This is a genomic window from Paraburkholderia monticola (assembly GCF_001580545.1).
GTDB lineage: Bacteria > Pseudomonadota > Gammaproteobacteria > Burkholderiales > Burkholderiaceae > Paraburkholderia > Paraburkholderia monticola.
On the sequence record NZ_LRBG01000038.1, the window covers coordinates 696,226 to 712,874 of the forward strand.

The window sequence follows — 16,649 nt, forward strand, 5'->3', positions numbered from 1 at the left end:
TTAAACGATGGTTGACTGAGATGACCGAAAAAACTCATGCATCGCTAGCGATCCCCGCGCGGGAAACCGAACAGGGAGAGCACCAGCTGCCGCCGCGCCAGCGCGAATGGAAGCGCGCGAAGATCGCGGTTGTGATCGTGTTCGTGCTGCTCGTGGTCGGCACGCTGCGCACCGTGATCGCGAACGTGATGCAAAACCGCGAAGTCACGGCGACCGCGCAGCAGAACGCCACGCAGTACGTGAACATCGTCACGCCGACGCAGACCGACGGCAGCGGCAACACGTTGCTGCCGGGCACGTTGCGCGGCTATGTCGAGTCGCCGATCTATGCGCGCGCCACCGGCTATCTGTTGCACTGGTACGCCGATATCGGCGCCCGTGTGAAGCAGGGGCAATTGCTCGCTGAACTCGATACGCCGGAAATCGATCAGGAACTCGCGCAGGCCCTCGCGCAACGTCAGCAGATCAATTCGAGCCTCGCGCTTGCGAAGAGCTCGCTGGAGCGCTGGCAGCAGTTGCGCCAACGCGATGCGGTCTCGCAACAGGAACTCGACGAACGGCAAAGCACGTACACCCAGGATCTCGCGAACCTGGCCGCCGCCGATGCGAACGTCAAGCGGCTGCAGCAGCTCGAATCGTTCAAGCGGATCGTGGCGCCCTTCACCGGCGTGGTCACGCAGCGCAATGTCGACGTCGGCGATCTGATCGATGCGGGCAGCGGCACGAGCCGGGCCCTGTTCGCGCTCGCGCAGTCGGACCCGTTGCGCGTCTATGTGCAATTGCCGCAGGCGTATGCGCAGAACGTCACGGTCGGGCAGAAGGTCGTCGTCACGCAGGCCGAGTTGCCCGGCCAGCAGTTCAACGGCACGATCACGCACATGTCCGGCGCGATCGACGTGCCCACCCGTTCGTTGCAGATCGAAGTGACGCTGCCGAATCCCGACGACAAGCTGCGCCCCGGCGCCTACGTGCAGGTCGCGGTGCCGGCCGCCGCGCATGCGCGCCTCACGGTGCCCGGCAACGCGCTGCTGTTCCGCGCCGAGGGGCCGCGCCTCGCGGTCGTCGATGCGAAGGGCGTCGTGAGCCTCCACAAGGTCGTGATCGCGCAGGACCTCGGTCAGCAGCTCGAAATCGAAAGCGGTATCGACCCGACCGATCGCGTCATCATCAACCCGAGCGATTCGATCGCCGATGGCGATCACGTGAAGGTGCAGCCTCAGTCCCAGCAGAAGAACGGCAAGGGGGCGTCGTGATGTTCGCGGCTTCACGCCAGGCACTGACGCGTGGCACCGTCTTCACCGCGCTAACCGCTTGCGCGGGCGCGGCGCTGCTCGCCGCCTGCACGGTCGGCCCGGACTATCAGCGGCCGCAGGCCGAGGTGCCGCCCGAATGGCACACCGATTCGTTCTGGCGCGTCGCGACCCCGTCGCACGCGCCGATCGCGCCGGACTGGTGGACGGGCTTTGCCGATCCGACGCTCGCGACGCTCGAAACCCAGGCGCTCGCGCAGAACCAGACGCTCGTCGCGGCGAGCGCGCACTACGAGCAGGCGAAGGCGACGCTCGCGAACACCAGCGCGCAGCGTGTGCCGGAAGTCGATTTCAACGCCCAGGGGTCGCGCTTCCGTATTTCGCACGACCGGCCGCTGACGAACTACGGGACGCCGACCCAATCGACGGTGCAGAACAACATCCAGCTCGGGCCGACGATCAACTACGACACCGATCTGTTCGGCCGCATCCGTCGTCAGGTCGAAGGGGCGAAGGCATCGGCCGAGCAGTCCGCGGACGATCTCGCGAACGCGCGCCTCGTGCTGACGACCGACCTCGCCACCGACTACTTCTCGCTGCGCGAGCTCGACAACGAGATCGACGTGCTGAACCAGTCGGTGAAGCTGCAGCAGAAGGCGCTCGATTACGTGAACACCGAGCACGATCTGGGCTCGGTATCGGGCCTCGACGTGCTACAGCAGAAGTCGCAGCTCGATGCCACGCGCGTGCAGGCGCAACTGCTGCTCAATCAGCGCGCGCAGTTCGAGCATGCGATCGCCGCGCTGGTCGGCGTGCCGGCCCCGCAGTTCGCGATCGAGCCGAAGGTGCTCGACATCAGGCCACCGACCGTGCCGCTCGGCTTGCCGAGCGACGTGCTGCAACGGCGCCCCGACGTCGCGTCGGCGGAACGCGCGATGGCGGCCGCCAACGCGCAGATCGGCGTGGCCAAGGCGGCGTACTTCCCGAGCCTCACGCTGACGCCGGGCATCGGCTGGGAGAGCACCGAGTTCGCCAATCTGCTGAGCGCGCCGACGCTGATGTGGACGCTCGGCGCGGCGGTCAGTCAGGTGATCTTCGACGGCGGGCGGCGCGCGGCCAACGTCAAGTTCGCGAGCGAGGGCTACACGGCCACCGAGGCGAACTATCGGCAAACGGTGTTGACCGCGTTCCAGCAGGTGCAGGACGGCATCACCGGGCTGTCGGTGCTCGACGGCGCGGCGAAGCAGTCGCGCGAGGCGGTCGAGGATGCGCAGCGGCTGCTGTCGCTCGCGAACGATCGATATTCGGGCGGGCTCGTCGCGTATCTGAACGTGATCGACGCGCAGGAGTCGCTGCTGACGAGCGAGCGGACCGACGTGCAGATTCACGGCCAGCAGTTGACGCTGTCGGTGGCGCTCGTGAAGGCGCTCGGTGGCGGCTGGGATGGCGGTGCGCAAGGCGGTGCAATGGCCGCGAACGAGGCCAACGTGCCGCAGACGGAGGCGCCGGCTCCAGCACGCTGAAGCGCTAGCCGAGCTTCCATGCCGAGGTAATGGGATCGACGCGAGGAGTTAGGGGCGTTTCGTATAATGCAGAGGCACAGGGGACAAGGATGAAATTGCTGATAGTTGAAGACGAGCACAAGGTAGTGGACTACCTGCGCTCCGGTTTGACAGAGCAGGGCTGGGTCGTCGACGTCGCGCTCGACGGCGAGGAAGGCATGCATCTGGCCACCGAATTCGACTATGACGTGATCGTCCTCGACGTGATGCTGCCCAAGCGTGACGGCTTCAGCGTGCTGAAGGCGCTGCGCATGCGCAAGTCGACGCCGGTCATCATGCTGACCGCGCGCGATCACGTGAACGACCGCGTGCGCGGTCTGCGCGAAGGCGCCGACGACTACCTGACCAAACCGTTCTCGTTCCTCGAACTCGTCGAGCGTCTGCATGCGCTCGCGCGCCGCACGCGTTCGCAGGAGTCCACCCTGATTTCCGTCGGCGATCTGTTCGTCGATCTGATCGGCCGCCGCGCGACGCGCGACGGCGTGCGCCTCGACCTCACCGCGAAAGAGTTTCAACTGTTGAGCGTGCTCGCGCGCCGTCAGGGCGACATCCTGTCGAAGACCGCGATTACCGAGCTCGTGTGGGACGTCAATTTCGACAGCCACACGAACGTCGTCGAAACCGCGATCAAGCGGCTGCGCGCGAAGCTCGACGGTCCGTTTCCGTCGAAGCTGCTGCACACGGTGCGCGGCATGGGCTACGTGCTCGAAGTGCGCGAAGAGGCTGAAGCATCATGAACCGCTCGATTGCCCGCCGTCTTGCGTCGATGTTCGCGCTGGTGGCGCTGTTCGTGTTTACGCTGGTCGGCAGCGGGCTCTTTCTGGTGCTGCGCACGCAGCTCGAACATCATCTGCGCGAGTCGCTCGACGATCGCACGCAGATCGCGCGCATCCTGGTCTATCACGCGGTGACGCCCGAGAAATGGCGAATGGCCCGCGAAAAGCTCACCGTCATGACGCCGCACGACAGCAGCACCGTGTACTCGGTGACGAGCGAGGACCCGAGCTATCACTTCGGCACGCCGGTCGAGGGCACCGTCACGAAGAGCTGGTCCGGCGGCTACGCGCGCATTACGCCGGCGGGCGGCGGCCCCGATATGCTGACCTCGACGGTGACGTTGCCCGCCAACGCCGGGCGGCCGCCCGTGCAGTTGCAGGTCGCGGCGAGCTATTCGCCGAACCTGCGCACGATGCGCGTGTTCGGCTCCGCGCTCGCGGCGCTGTCCGCGCTCGGCTCTCTCGCGGTGCTGCTGCTCAGCTACTCGGTCACGCGCATCGGTCTCGCACCGCTCACACGCCTGACGCGCGACGCCTCGGCGGTCAGTCCGAACAATCGCTCGCAGCGCCTGAACACCGCGTCGTTGCCGCACGAGCTGAACGATCTGGCGAACTCGTTCAACGGCGCGCTCGAACGGCTCGACGGCGCTTACGGGCGCCTCGAATCGTTCAATGCGGACGTCGCGCACGAACTGCGCACGCCGGTCACGATCCTGATCGGCCAGACCGAGGTCGCGCTCACGCGCAATCGCTCGGTCGAGGATCTGCGCCACACGCTGCAATCGAATCTGGAAGAGTTCGAGCGGATGCGCGCGATCATCAACGACATGCTGTTCCTCGCGCGCGCCGATCAGGGCGAACGCGCGACGGGGCTCATCGAGGTGTCGCTCGCGGCGGAAGTCGCGCATACGCTGGAATTTCTGGAGATCCCGCTCGAAGAGGCGCGCGTGCATGCGCACCTGGAGGGCGATGCCCTTGCGCGCGTGAACCGGTCGCTGTTCGGCCGCGCGTGCACGAACCTGCTGATGAACGCGATCCAGCATTGCGAGCCGGGCGCGTCGATCAGCGTGACGATCGCGCGCGGAGAGGGGCCGTTGCGTGACCAGTTGCGCGTGGCCGTGGCGAATCCGGGCGAGCCGATCGCGCCGGACGTCCTCGAACATCTGTTCGACCGCTTCTATCGCGCGGAAGTCTCGCGCACCAATAGCCGTGAAAACCACGGGCTCGGGCTCGCGATCGTGAAGGCGATCGCGGAGATGCATCGCGGCACCGTGTCCGCGCACAGCGCCAACGGCGTCAACACGTTCTCGTTTTCGGTGGCGGCGTCGGCGCTGTCCACTTCGGGCGGCGCGCCGGCCATGCGCGCGAGCGCGAATGCGACCGGTGTCAGCAGCGATACCGCTTATTCGTCGCTCGCAAAAGGCAAGTCGGCCTGAACCGGCAGGCGCGGTTTCAGTGCCTGTTCGCTCGCCGAGCTCAGCGCGCTGATGCGCACGCCCAATAACCGCAGCTTGCGGTTCAACTCCACGCGTCGCAAACATTCGGTCGCCGCGCGACGGATTTCGGTCGCGTCGGCGGTCGGTTCGTCGAGCGTCAGGTCGCGCGTGACGGTGCGGAAATCGTCGTAACGCAGCTTGATGCCGATCGTGCGGCCCACATAGCCCTTGCGCACGAGATCGTCGGCGACGCGCACGCACAACCCGGTAAACGCGCTCGATAACGCGGGCCGATCATGACGCGGATGCAGATCGCGCTCGAACGTGGTCTCGCGGCTGATCGACTTCGGCTCCGATTCGACCACCACCGGCCGCTCGTCGTGACCCTGCGCGACCTGCATCAGCCACGCGGAATAGCTGCGCCCGAAGTTGTCCTGCAACAGGCCGGCATCGGCGGCGGCCAGATCGCCGACCGTCGCGAGGCCGAGCGCGGTCAGCTTCTCCGCGGCCTTCGGGCCGATGCCGTTGACCTTGCGCACCGGCAGCGGCCACACGCGCAGCGGTATGTCGGCCGGTGTCAGGATCGTCAGGCCGTCGGGCTTGTCCAGTTCGGAGCCGATCTTCGCGAGCAGCTTGTTCGGCGCGACGCAGATCGAGCACGTGAGACCGGTGGCCTGATGCACGGCTTCCTTGATGCGTCGTCCGATGTCGGCCGCTTCTCCCGGCACCTCGGTCAGATCGATATAGATCTCGTCGATGCCGCGGTCTTCGATGCGCTCCGTGAAGGCCCTGACCGCCGCCTTGAAGAGGCGCGAGTAGTGGCGGTACGAATCGAAGTCGGTCGGCAGCAGGATCGCGTCGGGCGCGAGCGCGGCGGCCTTCATCATGCCCATCGCCGAAAACACGCCGAGCGCGCGCGCCTCGTAGGTCGAGGTGGTCACGACGCCGCGGCCCGCGTAATCGCGCAGCTTCGCAAAGCGTTTGCTGCCGTCTTCGAGCACCTGCGGCACGCTGTTGCGCCCGCCGCCGATCACCACCGCGCGGCCGCGCAGCTCCGGATAGCGCAGCAGTTCGACGGACGCATAAAACGCGTCCATGTCGAGGTGCGCGATGCGGCGGAGTGGCGAATTCATGGGGTTGACGCGGGCGATGGCGATGAGCGAGGGCTAGGGCTTGGGCGGCGCGCGCTGCAACGGCGCCAGCCCGTCATGGTACCTTGCCGCGCGCGCGGCGGGTCAGGGGCGCCTGCGGCGATCGCACGCGTGGCGTTCAACGCAAAGTTGAAAAAGCGGGTCCAGAAACTATCCTTGACACTGGCATCCGTCGCACGCGCGCCGGGTCCATGGCGGGCCGCGGCCGCTCCCGGCCGGTTTCGCCGCGACCGTTCATCACTGGGCTCGACAGATGATCAAGCGAGTGTCGCTGATTTCGGCGTATATCGCACTCGGCTGCGCCGCAACGGTGCTGCCGGTACTGATCAGCATCTATATCGCGAGCGATTACGTCATGCGCCGCGAGCAGGACAGTTTGCGGGAATTTGCGGCGAAGGCCCTGATGCGCGCCGATCTCGTCACCTATCAGGCCGTCGCCGCAATCGCGGAGCTGCACTCCGTGCGCGCGCCGCCGTGTTCGCCCGAATACCTGCAACGGGCTGCCCACGTGGTTTTCAACTACCGCTACGTTCGCGATGCCGGCGCCTACACCGACGGGCGCTATCTTTGCTCGCCGCTGTTCGGCGACGTTCGGACTCAGGACATCGTTTTGCCGCCGCCGCGTTGGCGCAGCAACGACGGCTTTCTGATCTGGTTCCAGCACAGGAATCCGCTCAGCGAGGTGCGCGAGGATATCCAGGTCGGGCGCGACGGCCAGTACGTGTCGATCGATCCGCAGTCGTTCGTCGATGTGATCGATCCGGCGGGAAGGCCGATCGCGACGATCAACACCAGACTGAACACGATCGTCGCGCTGTCGCCCGGGGCGGATCCCGACGATATGCTCAATGCATGGCGGCGGGCGGGGCGCGTCGAAAGCGACGAGTGGAACTACGTGGTGGCGGTTTCGGCGCCCCGCTCGTTGGGCGTCGTCGTCAAGGGCCGGCGCACCAGCCTGCTGAGGGACTGGCCCGGTCTGCTGGCGCTGTGGCTGTCGGTCGGCGTCGCCACGGGCGCCGCGCTGGGCTGGTTCGCGTTCAAACGGATCTCGCGGCAAGTGTCGTTCCAGGCCTCGCTCGAATGGGCGATTGCGCAGAAAGACATCGATGTCGTCTATCAACCGATCGTCCGTCTCGCGAACGGCGAATGCGTCGGCGTCGAAGCGCTGTCCCGATGGAAGCTGAACGGACGCGACATTTCGCCGAATATCTTCATTGCGTTGGCCGAGCAGCATGGCCTGATCCAGCCGTTGACCGACCTCGTGCTGGACAAACTCCTCGACGAGTTGACTGGGCTATTGCTTGCGCGGCCGTCGTTCTATGTCTCGATGAACGTGAGCGGTGACGACCTGTGCACGTCGCGCTTGCTGGAGCGGATCACCGCGAAACTGGCTGGGACGGGCATACGTCCTGCCCAGATCAGGATCGAAGCGACGGAGCGCAGCTTCCTGAATGCCGATGCAACCCGCAAGACGCTGGCGGCCTTCAGGAGCGCCGGCCACCCGATCTATATCGACGATTTCGGCACCGGCTATTCGAGCCTCGCCTATTTGCACACCTTCATGATCGACGTTCTGAAGATCGACAAATCGTTCGTCGACACCATCGCACAGGAGGCGGCGTCGAGCATCGTTGCGCCGCATATCATCGATATGGCGCACGAACTGGGTGTGGAAATCGTGGCGGAAGGGATCGAACGCACCGAGCAGGCCGAGTATCTGGTGCGCCGGGGTGTTCAGTACGGGCAGGGCTGGCTGTTTGCGAAGGCCATGCGTCGCGCGGAGCTGATCGCGTGGCTCGAGGCGCGCCACGCGTCGCACGCGCCGGCGCAGCCCGCGATCCAGTAGTTCGTCACCCGGCCATGCCGGCCGGGTGCGGGCGAGGCAGTTACTGCTTGATGCCTTCGGCCTGGATATTCAGCGTGGTCTTCATGTTGAAGCCGTACGCCTTGCCGAAGTCGATGCCGAAATCGTCGCGGTTGAACGTGGCGGTCGATTCGGTGCCGCACACTTCGCGCTTCAGCACCGGGTGCTGGATGCACTTGAACGATTCGATCTTCAGGTTCACCGGCTTCGTGATGCCGTGCATCGTCAGCGTGCCGATCACTTCGACCGGCTTGTCGCCTTCGAAGCGGACCTGCGTGCCCTTGTAGACTGCGGTCGGGTACTTCGCGGTGTCGAAGAACTTGTCGCCGACCAGTTCCTCGTTGAGCTTGTCGTTGCCGATGCCGACCGAGCTCAGGTCGATCGTCGCGTCGACCGTGCCGGTCTTCGCCGCGCGATCGAGCACGACCGTGCCGGTGGCTTTCTTGAACTTGCCGCGCCAGATCGACAGGCCGCCGAAGTGGTCGGCCTCGAAACTCGGCGACGTGTGCGTCGGATCGAGCTGGTAGGTTTCGGCGGCGGCCATCGCGTTAAACGACAATGCAGCGGCGAGCGCGCCGGCGGCGAGCAGGAAGGATTTCTTCAAGGTGGACTCCAGAGGTCGATAAGTAAAGCGGTGCGGCCGCGTTGTGCGTTATTTCTTCGCCGCGACCAGATGAAATTTGATGACGACTTCGTCGGCGACGACCGACGTGTCTTTCCATTCGCCGGTGCCGACGTCGAACTGCGTGCGCTTGATCGGCAGCGCGCCGTCGAAGGTTTGCGTGGCGCCCTGGCTCGCGATCACGACCGGCACGACGACCGTTTGCGATTTGCCCTTGATCGTCAGCTTGCCGGTCACCTTGTACTGGTTGCCGCCGGCCGGCGCGATCGAGCTCGACACGAAGGTCGCGGACGGGAAGGCGCCGCTGTCGAACCATTCCTTGCCTTGCGCCTGCTTGTTGTAGTCGTCGGCGCCGAGGTCGTAGCTCGCGGTGTCGATCGACACGTTCGCGCTGCCCGCGGCCGGCTTCGCCGGATCGAAATTCAGTTGCGCGGAGAACTTTTTGAACTTGCCGTCGACGGGCACGTTCATCTGTTTGGTCGTCGCGATGACGCTGCTTTTCGCGAGGTCGACGTCGGCGTGCGCGAGGTTCGCGCCGAAGAGCGCGAGTGCCGCGAGAGAGGCGAGCGTTGCGCGATGAGCGGAGTGATAAAAGGGTGTCTTCATGATGGTACGCATCCTATCCGAGCCACGCGGTCTGATTGCACACCGCGAAGAATTAGATTGCCAACCAGTCGTAGCCAATCGGCGGGGGGGCTTTCCTGAAGCCGTCATATCGCTATGCGCGGGTCTTCAGAAACGGCACCATGCGCGCGAGCAATCCATCGCGATCGACGAACTGATGCTTGAGCGCCGCGAGCACGTGCATGATCACGAGCGCGAGCAAGGTGTAGTTGAGCAGCACGTGCAGCGTGCGCAGCGTGGCCTTCAGCGCCTGATCGGGACCGATGATAGTCGGCAGCGGCACGATGCCCAGATACACGACCTGAATGCCGGCCGCCGAGCTATAGAAGTAGCCGGACAGCGGGATCGCGAGCATCAGCAGATACAGCAGACCGTGCACCAGATGCGCGGCGGCCTTCTGCCATCTCGGTGTGGCGGTATCGAGTGCGGGCGCGCGGTGGGTCGCGCGCCACAGCACGCGCACCAGCGCGAGTGCGAACACGGTGACGCCGATCCATTTGTGCCACGAGAAGTACCTGAGCTTCGTCGGCGTGAAGCCGGGGATATCGGTCATGATCCAGCCGATATAGAAGCCGCAGATCATCAGTGCCGCGACCAGCCAGTGCAGCGCGATGGCCGCGCCGTGGTAGCGCGCGGGAACAAAAGCCTGTCTCTGCATTGTGTTCTCTATCCGTTGCTCGCGAGAAGCCGCGTGGAAATGCGGATAGTAGGGATGTCAATTGAAAGTGAATAGGCGGGTGCGCGAGAACAGATTGTTGTCAGCGTGACGTTAATCGAGTCGAAAGGCAGGGGGCGCTGTGGTAACTTGTGGCCCCGAACAAGCCGCTTGCGCGCGCCTCGCGCAATCATCAACTTAACTCATTATCCGGGCTTGAGCCGTGAATTCCGTTTTTCTTTCCTGGGGCATCGCCGCGCTCGCCACCGCCGGCGTCATCACGCGGCCGTTCAAATGGCCCGAAGCCGTGTGGGCCGTCGCCGGTGCGCTGCTGCTCGTCGCGCTCGGCCTGTTGCCCTTGCATCTCGCGTTCGAAGCGATCGGTAAGGGTACCGACGTCTATCTGTTCCTGTTCGGCATGATGCTGCTGTCCGAAGTGGGCCGCCGCGAAGGACTGTTCGACTGGGTCGCGGTGCTCGCCGTCAATCATGCGCGCAGCTCGCCCCGCAAGCTGTTCGTGCTCGTGTATCTGTTCGGCGTCGTCATCACCGCGTTCCTTTCCAACGACGCCACCGCCGTGGTGCTGACACCCGCCGTGTTCGCGGCGGCGAAAAAAGCGAAGACGCCGCCGCTGCCGCTGCTGTTCGTCTGCGCGTTCGTCGCCAATGCGGCGAGCTTCGTGCTGCCGATTTCGAATCCGGCCAACATCGTGCTGTATGGCAATCACACGCCGCCGCTGGGACCGTGGATGTTGCGCTTTACGTTACCTTCGGTGCTGTCGATCGCCGCGACCTTCGTGATGCTGCGCTGGACGCAGCGCGAGGCGCTCTCCGGCGTTTGCGCGGCGAACCTCGAAGCGGTCGAGCTGTCGGCGAGCGGGCGCGTCGCGCTCGCGGGCATCGCGGTGACGGCCGGCGCGTTGCTGACGGTCTCCGCCTACGACATCCAGCTCGGTTTGCCGACCGCGATCCTCGGCACCTTGACCGCGCTCGTCGTGCTGATCAAGGAGCGCAAATCGCCGCTGCCGATGATCCGCGAGATTTCGTGGAGCGTGCTGCCGCTCGTCGCCGGGCTGTTCGTGCTGGTCGAGATGCTCGATCACACCGGCGTGATCAGCACGTTCGCGGGCGAGCTGCGGCGCGCGACCGAACACAACGAAATGGCCGCGGCCGGATGGGCCGGCACGAGCATCGCGTTCCTCAGCAATCTGATCAACAACCTGCCGGCCGGGCTGATCGCGAGCTCGACCGTGATGCAGGCGCATAGCCCCGAGCGCGTGGTCGATGCGCTGCTGATCGGCGTCGACCTCGGGCCGAACCTGTCGATCACCGGCTCGCTCGCGACGATCCTGTGGCTCAACGCGATCCGCCGCGAAGGCGAAGACGTCAGCTTCATGAAGTTCCTGAAGGTCGGCGTGCTCGTGATGGTGCCCGCGCTCGTGCTGGCGCTGGGGGCACGGGTTCTGACGGGCTGAGCGGCGGTTCGACGCCGCCGTTATCAGCGCGGGCTGGCAGCTCCGAGGCGCGTCGCGCCGGCCTTGTCGAGCCGCGCGCCGACCGAGCGCAGCGTCGCTTCGAGGTGGGCGACCCGTTCGCGTTGCACGGGCACCATCGACGAAAGATTCAGCGCATGCAGCCGGCGCTGCCAGTACGACAGCGGAAAACGGTCGCGCGCGGACAGCACGTGGAAGACGGCTTCGAGGTGGGCAATTTCCCTGTCGATATCTAGGTAGCTCATCGCAAAGGTCCAGGAAAAGAGAAGAGACGGAATCGGCGCGCGGACCCCAGAGCGGGAGCAATCTCCGTTCCATCCCGCCTATATGTAGTCGATATCAGCCGTCATGGCGCATAGGGCCGCATGGTGCGCGCCCCCGGGCGCGGTCCGGGATGGTAAGAAACGGCAGTTCCATGCAAGCTTTACGCGCGGCTCCCGGCTTTCAACGGGACAACGGGAATTCACCAGGCGTGCGCGAGAAACTCATGTCCTATGCTGAGTCAACGGTGTGCCTGGCCGGCCTTGGCGCGCAGTCAACGCGGTGCGGCGACGATGGTCGAGGCGGCCACCGGCACGGTGAGCGGTGGCGCCGAGACATACATGGGATTGATCTGCACCGGGTAGTAGATCGGTCGCGGCGGCGGCGCGTACACCACGTTGGCCGGCAGATACACGACCACTCGGGCGTAGGCGGCGGAAGAACAGGCAAGACCGATGGCGGTGAAAGTCGAGGCGCAGGCGAGACGGATGGTCATTTGGGACTCCTGAGACGTTGAGGGCCGACAGGCGGCAGACCGAACGATACGCAGCAGGCTCGCAAAACGGAAACGCAAACTCATTTCATTCGATGTCACGATGCCGTGGCGCGCTCGGCGCCGTGACATCGGCCGACATGATTCTTGAATTGCGATTGCGCGGCGTCTGACCAAGAATTCGGCCTGTCATCGAAACGGATCGCGGCACCCAGGCAGGCGACGGACGATGGCCCAACCGAAGGAGTCAGTCATGAAGAAGTTGCTCGCCACCGTGGTGCTGTGCTGCGCGTCCACCGTCACGTTCGCTCAGGCCGCCGCGCCGCAAGGTATCAGCCAGCAGCGCATGGCGCAGATGGAGCAGCAGCTGCAAACGCGCTTTGCCAACGCGAACGCCACACACGACGGCAAGCTCACCCGCGAGCAGGCGGCTGCCATGCCGATGGTCGCGCGTCATTTCGACGAAATCGACACGCAGAAAGCCGGCTACATCACGCTGCCGCAGATCGAGGCGTTCATGCAGGAACGCGCGGCCGCGCACTGAGCGGCGCAATATCGAGGAGCTTTCGCATGGAACGCCCGGCCAGGATCATCGTGCTCGACGACGAAGCCGAGTTGCGCAACATGCTGCTGCGCTTTCTGCGCGGTCATGGTTTCGACGTGCGCGCGGCCGAAGACAGCAAGCGTCTCAATCGTTATCTCGAACGCGAGCCGTTCGATCTGCTGATACTCGATCTGATGATCGGCGAAGAGAACGGCCTCGAAATCTGCGCGAAGCTGCGCGCGCAAGGGCAGACCTTGCCGATCCTGATGCTGACCGCGAAGGGCGATCCGCTCGACCGCGTGACCGGGCTCGAGACCGGCGCCGACGATTACCTGGCGAAGCCGTTCCTGCCGCGCGAACTGGTGGCGCGCATCAACGCGCTGCTGCGCCGCCAGAAGATGGCCGCGGGCGACCCCACGGTCACTTCGCAACGCGTGCGCTTCGGCGACTTCACGCTCGACGTCGGCAAGCAGGAGCTATCGCGCGCGGGCGAGCCGCTCGAGATTCATTCGGCGCAGATGCTGCTGCTGGTGGCGCTCGCCTCGTCGCCGAATCGCGCGGTGAGCCGCGACAATCTGCTCGCGCGTGCGCGCGGCCGCGATCACGACGCGCTCGATCGCAGTATCGACGTGCAGGTGCTGCGGCTGCGGCAGATCGTCGAGGACGATCCCACCAAGCCGCGTTTCATTCGCACGGTGTGGGGCGTCGGCTATATGCTCGCCGCCGACGTCGAGTCATGACGCGCTCGCTGTCGCGCATCCTGCTGCCGCGCACGCTGCTCGCGCGCAACATCGCGCTGTTGATCGCGCTCGTGATGCTGAGCCAGATCTGCTCGATCATCGTGCTGCTGCACTATGTGCAGCGGCCCCGCGTCGAGCGCGCGGCGGCCGTGTTCGCGACCTACGTCACCACGCTCGACAACCTGCTCGCGACGACCCCGCCCGCCTCGCGCGCGGCGCTGAGCGCGCGTCTCGACGCGCGCGAGCAGTTGCCGCCCGAAGCGACCGACAGGCCGCCGCGTGATCTGTTGCATTCGTATAGCGCCTACCAGCGCGGCGTGTTTCTCGACAGCCTGCAAAAACACCTGCCCGCCGATATGCCCGCGCGCTGGCAGACCGAGGGCGGGCAGCGCCTGTGGATTCGCATGCACGCGCCGGCCGCCGGCCCCGACCCGGCGGCGCAATCCACTCCGGGCGCGCCCTACTGGATCGCGTTGCCGGTTCCCGAGGACGCGCAGGGCAGCGGCCTCGAAGCGGCGATCTTTCTGTCGTTGGGTCTCGGCGTGCTTGCCGCGCTTGCCGGCTACGCGATCCAGCTGCATCTGAACGAGCCGTTGCACGAGCTGACCCAGGCGGCACGCCGCGTCAGTGCCGGCGAGATGCCCGCGCCGCTGCCGACCGACGGCCCCGCCGAAATCGCCGCGGTGGGCAGCGCTTTCAATCAGATGACGCAGGCGTTACAGGAGGCTGAATCGACGCGCGCGTTGATGCTCGCGGGCATCTCGCACGACATCCGCACGCCGCTGACGAAGCTGCGCCTGTCGATGGCCATGGCCATGCCGCAGGGTGCCGACAGCAGCTTCGTGATCGCCGCCGAATCGTATCTCGATCAGATCGAGACGATCCTGCAGCAGTTCATGGATTACGCGGGCAGCGGCGAGCGCGAGGAGGCGCAGCCCGGCGATCTGAACGCGCTGATCGAGCGGCTCGCGGGCGACTTCGCGGGGCTCGGGCACGAGTTCGAGTTGTCGCTCGGCAGCTTGCCGGCCGTGCGTTACCGGCCGATCAGCATGATGCGGCTGCTGATGAACCTGATGCAGAACGCGATCGTCTATGGCGGCAGCGGGCTGGCGGTGCGCACGTGGGCGACGCAGGACGCGGTGACGGTCGCGGTCGGCGATCGCGGCAAGGGCTTGACGGCCGTGGAGTTGGAGAAGCTGAAGGCGCCGTTCCAGCGCGGCCGCAATGCGCGTGCGCACAGCGGCGGCACGGGGCTGGGCCTGTCGATCGTCGAGCGGATCGCGCGGCTGCACGGCGGCGGCCTGCAGTTTCATGCGCGCGACGGCGGCGGCCTCGAAGTGTGGGTCGTGTTGCCGCTCAAGGCGGCTTAATGACGTAATGACGTAATGACGTGAGGGCGTGCCGTTCCTGCCGCTCACTCCCGATCGAGCCACGCGTCGAGTCCGACGCGAAACGCGACGCCCGCGATCACCGGCACCGTCAGCATCAGGATGATGCCGAAGTTCGGGATCTCGTCGCCGTACATGATCGGGTTGTAAAGCACGACGCCCGCCACGATCGCGAACATCACGACGCCAATGGCGACCATCAGGAGATTGCGCACCGAAAGGGACAGCGTCTTGCGCTTCGGCTTGTGCGTCGCGTCGTGAGCGCCGGGGGCTTCGTCGTGTTGGACAGGCATGATGGTTCTCGTGGCAAGTAAGGCGGCATCGAAAGCGGTCGCGGCAGGTGCCACGCCCGGCATCTTACCCGCACCCGCGCGGCTCGTGCAGATCGAGCCGCGCCGTTGCGGGTACCCCTCCTTACCAACAATATATGCCATTCCAGGCCGCGCAATTTCTGCTTGGCGCTCAGGTCGCGAATCCAGGCACCGTGCGGCGGGCCGCCGACGGCAATACCAGCACGCCGATGATGCCGATCACCACGCTCGCCTGCACGTAGTAGATCGGCGCGAGATTGCTGCCGCTCACGTGCACGAGCCACGTGTTCACGAACGGCGCGAGGCCGCCGAAAATCAGCACCGCGAGGTTGTACGTGACGGCGGCGCCGGTCGAACGAACGCTGACGGGGAACACTTCGGTCAGCACGATCGGCGTCGGGCCCCAGAAGAAGCTCATCAGGCACGACACGCCGATCTGCACCGCGAGCAGCGAGCCGAACGTCGGCACCTCGACGAGTTGCCTGAACAGCACGTACGAGGCGATGCCGTACGCGACGATCGCGGGCAGCAGCACGGCCTTGCGGCCAAAGCGGTCCGACAGATAGCCGGCGAGCGGGCAGAACACGAGAATGATCGCGGTGCCGATGAAGGTGCTCAGGTTCACGTCGGCGGCCGACATGCCGAGTTGCTTCTTCGCGAAGATCGGCAGGAAGAACACGAACACGTAGGCCGAGACGGTGCCGACCACCGACATGCCGATGCTGCCGAGCACCGCGCGCGGATAGTCGCGGAACACCGTGCGCAATGGCGTATTCACCGGCTTGATCTTGCCGCGCCGTACCTCGCTCGCGTAGGCGAGAAATTCCGGCGATTCGTCGACGGTCGAGCGGATCAGCCAGCCGACCGGCCCGATCAGGATGCCGAGCAGGAACGGCAGACGCCAGCCCCACGACTCGAGATCGTGCGGCGCGAGGTTGACGGTGAGCAGGTAGGCGACCAGCGCGCCGAGCGAAAACGCGAGCGCCTGCGAGCACATCTGGAAGCTGCCGTAAAAGCCACGCCGGTTCGCGGGCGCGAACTCGACCAGCATCGTCGTCGCGCCGCTGAATTCGCCGCCGACCGAGAAGCCCTGGATCAGCCGCGCGAGCACCATCAGGATCGGCGCCGCAATGCCGATCGCCGCATAGGTCGGCAACAGACCGATCATGCCGGTGCCGATCGACATCAGCACGATCGTCATCGACAGCGCCTTCTTGCGGCCCACGCGATCGCCATACAAACCGAGCAGCACGCCACCGAGCGGACGTACCGCGAAACCGACGCCGAACGTCGCGAGCGTGAGCAGCATCGACGCGAAGTCGTTGCCGCCCGGGAAAAACAGCTTCGCGATCAGCACGGCGAAGAGGCCGTAAATCGCGAAGTCGAACCATTCGAACGCATTGCCGAGTACCGAGGCAATCACGACTTTTCGCACCATCGCCGGCGAGGGCGTCGGGTTTCCGTTCATTGCTGCTCCCCT

17 protein-coding genes are annotated in these 16,649 nt (G+C 65.5%); 9 read left to right on the forward strand and 8 right to left on the reverse strand.

The features are described 5' to 3' along the window. Window positions 1-20 precede the first annotated feature (20 nt). The 4 genes from CI15_RS30565 (at window position 21) to CI15_RS30580 (ending at window position 5,024) form a co-directional block, all read left to right on the forward strand. Window positions 21-1,253 carry an efflux RND transporter periplasmic adaptor subunit gene (locus CI15_RS30565; protein WP_062135901.1) on the forward strand — a complete coding sequence of 411 codons (1,233 nt, stop codon included), beginning with the start codon at window positions 21-23 and terminating at the stop codon, window positions 1,251-1,253. Further along, window positions 1,253-2,773 (forward strand): efflux transporter outer membrane subunit, encoded by a 1,521-nt coding sequence (locus CI15_RS30570; protein ID WP_062135904.1) that lies wholly within the window; start codon window positions 1,253-1,255, stop codon window positions 2,771-2,773. Before CI15_RS30565 ends, CI15_RS30570 begins: the two co-directional genes overlap by 1 nt. Before the next feature lie 89 nt (window positions 2,774-2,862). Continuing rightward, complete coding sequence (locus CI15_RS30575; protein ID WP_062135907.1) at window positions 2,863-3,549, forward strand: heavy metal response regulator transcription factor; 687 nt, start codon at window positions 2,863-2,865, stop codon at window positions 3,547-3,549. Beyond that, a complete protein-coding gene (locus tag CI15_RS30580; RefSeq protein WP_062135910.1) occupies window positions 3,546-5,024 on the forward strand; it encodes a heavy metal sensor histidine kinase in 1,479 nt (492 codons plus the stop codon). The genes CI15_RS30575 and CI15_RS30580 overlap by 4 nt, the downstream gene beginning before the upstream one ends. On the opposite strand, the gene dinB is transcribed toward CI15_RS30580, so the two are convergent. Next, a complete protein-coding gene (gene dinB / locus CI15_RS30585) occupies window positions 4,991-6,157 on the reverse strand; it encodes a DNA polymerase IV (RefSeq protein ID WP_062135913.1) in 1,167 nt (388 codons plus the stop codon). The two genes, CI15_RS30580 and dinB, sit on opposite strands and share 34 nt — an antisense overlap. A 271-nt stretch (window positions 6,158-6,428) precedes the next feature. On the opposite strand from dinB, the gene CI15_RS30590 reads away from it, so the two are divergent. Next, window positions 6,429-8,021: an EAL domain-containing protein gene (locus CI15_RS30590; RefSeq protein ID WP_062135915.1), complete on the forward strand. Its 1,593-nt coding sequence runs from the start codon at window positions 6,429-6,431 to the stop codon at window positions 8,019-8,021. Window positions 8,022-8,061: 40 nt separating this feature from the next. Here CI15_RS30590 and CI15_RS30595 read toward each other — a convergent pair whose 3' ends face one another. The 3 genes from CI15_RS30595 to CI15_RS30605 form a co-directional block, all read right to left on the reverse strand. Further along, window positions 8,062-8,643, reverse strand: coding sequence for a YceI family protein (locus CI15_RS30595; protein WP_062135918.1), 582 nt, complete (start codon window positions 8,641-8,643; stop codon window positions 8,062-8,064). A gap of 48 nt (window positions 8,644-8,691) precedes the next feature. After that, entirely contained in the window at window positions 8,692-9,267 is a 576-nt protein-coding gene (locus CI15_RS30600) for a YceI family protein (RefSeq protein ID WP_062135919.1), read from the reverse strand. A 112-nt stretch (window positions 9,268-9,379) separates the two neighbouring features. Beyond that, window positions 9,380-9,943 (reverse strand): cytochrome b, encoded by a 564-nt coding sequence (locus CI15_RS30605; RefSeq protein WP_062135922.1) that lies wholly within the window; start codon window positions 9,941-9,943, stop codon window positions 9,380-9,382. Window positions 9,944-10,163: 220 nt separating this feature from the next. On the opposite strand from CI15_RS30605, the gene CI15_RS30610 reads away from it, so the two are divergent. Further along, the gene (locus tag CI15_RS30610) at window positions 10,164-11,414 is read left to right on the forward strand and encodes an arsenic transporter (RefSeq protein WP_062135925.1); all 1,251 of its coding nucleotides are present in this window, start codon (window positions 10,164-10,166) and stop codon (window positions 11,412-11,414) included. Window positions 11,415-11,437: 23 nt separating this feature from the next. On the opposite strand, the gene CI15_RS30615 is transcribed toward CI15_RS30610, so the two are convergent. Continuing rightward, a complete protein-coding gene (locus CI15_RS30615; protein WP_062135929.1) occupies window positions 11,438-11,677 on the reverse strand; it encodes a hypothetical protein in 240 nt (79 codons plus the stop codon). Between the two features lie 290 nt (window positions 11,678-11,967). Continuing rightward, entirely contained in the window at window positions 11,968-12,189 is a 222-nt protein-coding gene (locus tag CI15_RS30620) for a hypothetical protein (RefSeq protein WP_241495990.1), read from the reverse strand. Window positions 12,190-12,439: 250 nt separating this feature from the next. On the opposite strand from CI15_RS30620, the gene CI15_RS30625 reads away from it, so the two are divergent. From CI15_RS30625 to CI15_RS30635, 3 genes are read left to right on the forward strand one after another with little or no spacing between them, the layout of a single operon-like run. Continuing rightward, window positions 12,440-12,730 (forward strand): EF-hand domain-containing protein, encoded by a 291-nt coding sequence (locus CI15_RS30625; protein WP_062135932.1) that lies wholly within the window; start codon window positions 12,440-12,442, stop codon window positions 12,728-12,730. A 26-nt stretch (window positions 12,731-12,756) separates the two neighbouring features. Beyond that, window positions 12,757-13,470: a response regulator gene (locus CI15_RS30630; RefSeq protein ID WP_062135935.1), complete on the forward strand. Its 714-nt coding sequence runs from the start codon at window positions 12,757-12,759 to the stop codon at window positions 13,468-13,470. After that, window positions 13,467-14,840 carry an ATP-binding protein gene (locus CI15_RS30635; protein WP_062135938.1) on the forward strand — a complete coding sequence of 458 codons (1,374 nt, stop codon included), beginning with the start codon at window positions 13,467-13,469 and terminating at the stop codon, window positions 14,838-14,840. The genes CI15_RS30630 and CI15_RS30635 overlap by 4 nt, the downstream gene beginning before the upstream one ends. A gap of 44 nt (window positions 14,841-14,884) precedes the next feature. On the opposite strand, the gene CI15_RS30640 is transcribed toward CI15_RS30635, so the two are convergent. Together CI15_RS30640 and CI15_RS30645 are read right to left on the reverse strand one after the other, a co-directional pair. After that, complete coding sequence (locus CI15_RS30640) at window positions 14,885-15,151, reverse strand: hypothetical protein (protein ID WP_062135940.1); 267 nt, start codon at window positions 15,149-15,151, stop codon at window positions 14,885-14,887. A gap of 169 nt (window positions 15,152-15,320) precedes the next feature. Then, entirely contained in the window at window positions 15,321-16,637 is a 1,317-nt protein-coding gene (locus tag CI15_RS30645; RefSeq protein WP_062135943.1) for an MFS transporter, read from the reverse strand. Between the last annotated feature and the right edge of the window lie 12 nt (window positions 16,638-16,649).

Bases quoted from the DNA above. Each gene is read 5' to 3' on its own strand.
- CI15_RS30630 (WP_062135935.1), top strand. From the start codon at position 12,757: ATGGAACGCCCGGCCAGGATCATCGTGCTCGACGACGAAGCCGAGTTG.
- CI15_RS30580 (WP_062135910.1), top strand. From the start codon at position 3,546: ATGAACCGCTCGATTGCCCGCCGTCTTGCGTCGATGTTCGCGCTGGTG.
- CI15_RS30620 (WP_241495990.1), bottom strand. From the start codon at position 12,189: ATGACCATCCGTCTCGCCTGCGCCTCGACTTTCACCGCCATCGGTCTT.
- CI15_RS30625 (WP_062135932.1), top strand. From the start codon at position 12,440: ATGAAGAAGTTGCTCGCCACCGTGGTGCTGTGCTGCGCGTCCACCGTC.
- CI15_RS30605 (WP_062135922.1), bottom strand. From the start codon at position 9,943: ATGCAGAGACAGGCTTTTGTTCCCGCGCGCTACCACGGCGCGGCCATC.
- CI15_RS30590 (WP_062135915.1), top strand. From the start codon at position 6,429: ATGATCAAGCGAGTGTCGCTGATTTCGGCGTATATCGCACTCGGCTGC.
- dinB (WP_062135913.1), bottom strand. From the start codon at position 6,157: ATGAATTCGCCACTCCGCCGCATCGCGCACCTCGACATGGACGCGTTT.
- CI15_RS30575 (WP_062135907.1), top strand. From the start codon at position 2,863: ATGAAATTGCTGATAGTTGAAGACGAGCACAAGGTAGTGGACTACCTG.
- CI15_RS30570 (WP_062135904.1), top strand. From the start codon at position 1,253: ATGTTCGCGGCTTCACGCCAGGCACTGACGCGTGGCACCGTCTTCACC.
- CI15_RS30645 (WP_062135943.1), bottom strand. From the start codon at position 16,637: ATGAACGGAAACCCGACGCCCTCGCCGGCGATGGTGCGAAAAGTCGTG.
- CI15_RS30565 (WP_062135901.1), top strand. From the start codon at position 21: ATGACCGAAAAAACTCATGCATCGCTAGCGATCCCCGCGCGGGAAACC.
- CI15_RS30640 (WP_062135940.1), bottom strand. From the start codon at position 15,151: ATGCCTGTCCAACACGACGAAGCCCCCGGCGCTCACGACGCGACGCAC.
- CI15_RS30635 (WP_062135938.1), top strand. From the start codon at position 13,467: ATGACGCGCTCGCTGTCGCGCATCCTGCTGCCGCGCACGCTGCTCGCG.
- CI15_RS30615 (WP_062135929.1), bottom strand. From the start codon at position 11,677: ATGAGCTACCTAGATATCGACAGGGAAATTGCCCACCTCGAAGCCGTC.
- CI15_RS30600 (WP_062135919.1), bottom strand. From the start codon at position 9,267: ATGAAGACACCCTTTTATCACTCCGCTCATCGCGCAACGCTCGCCTCT.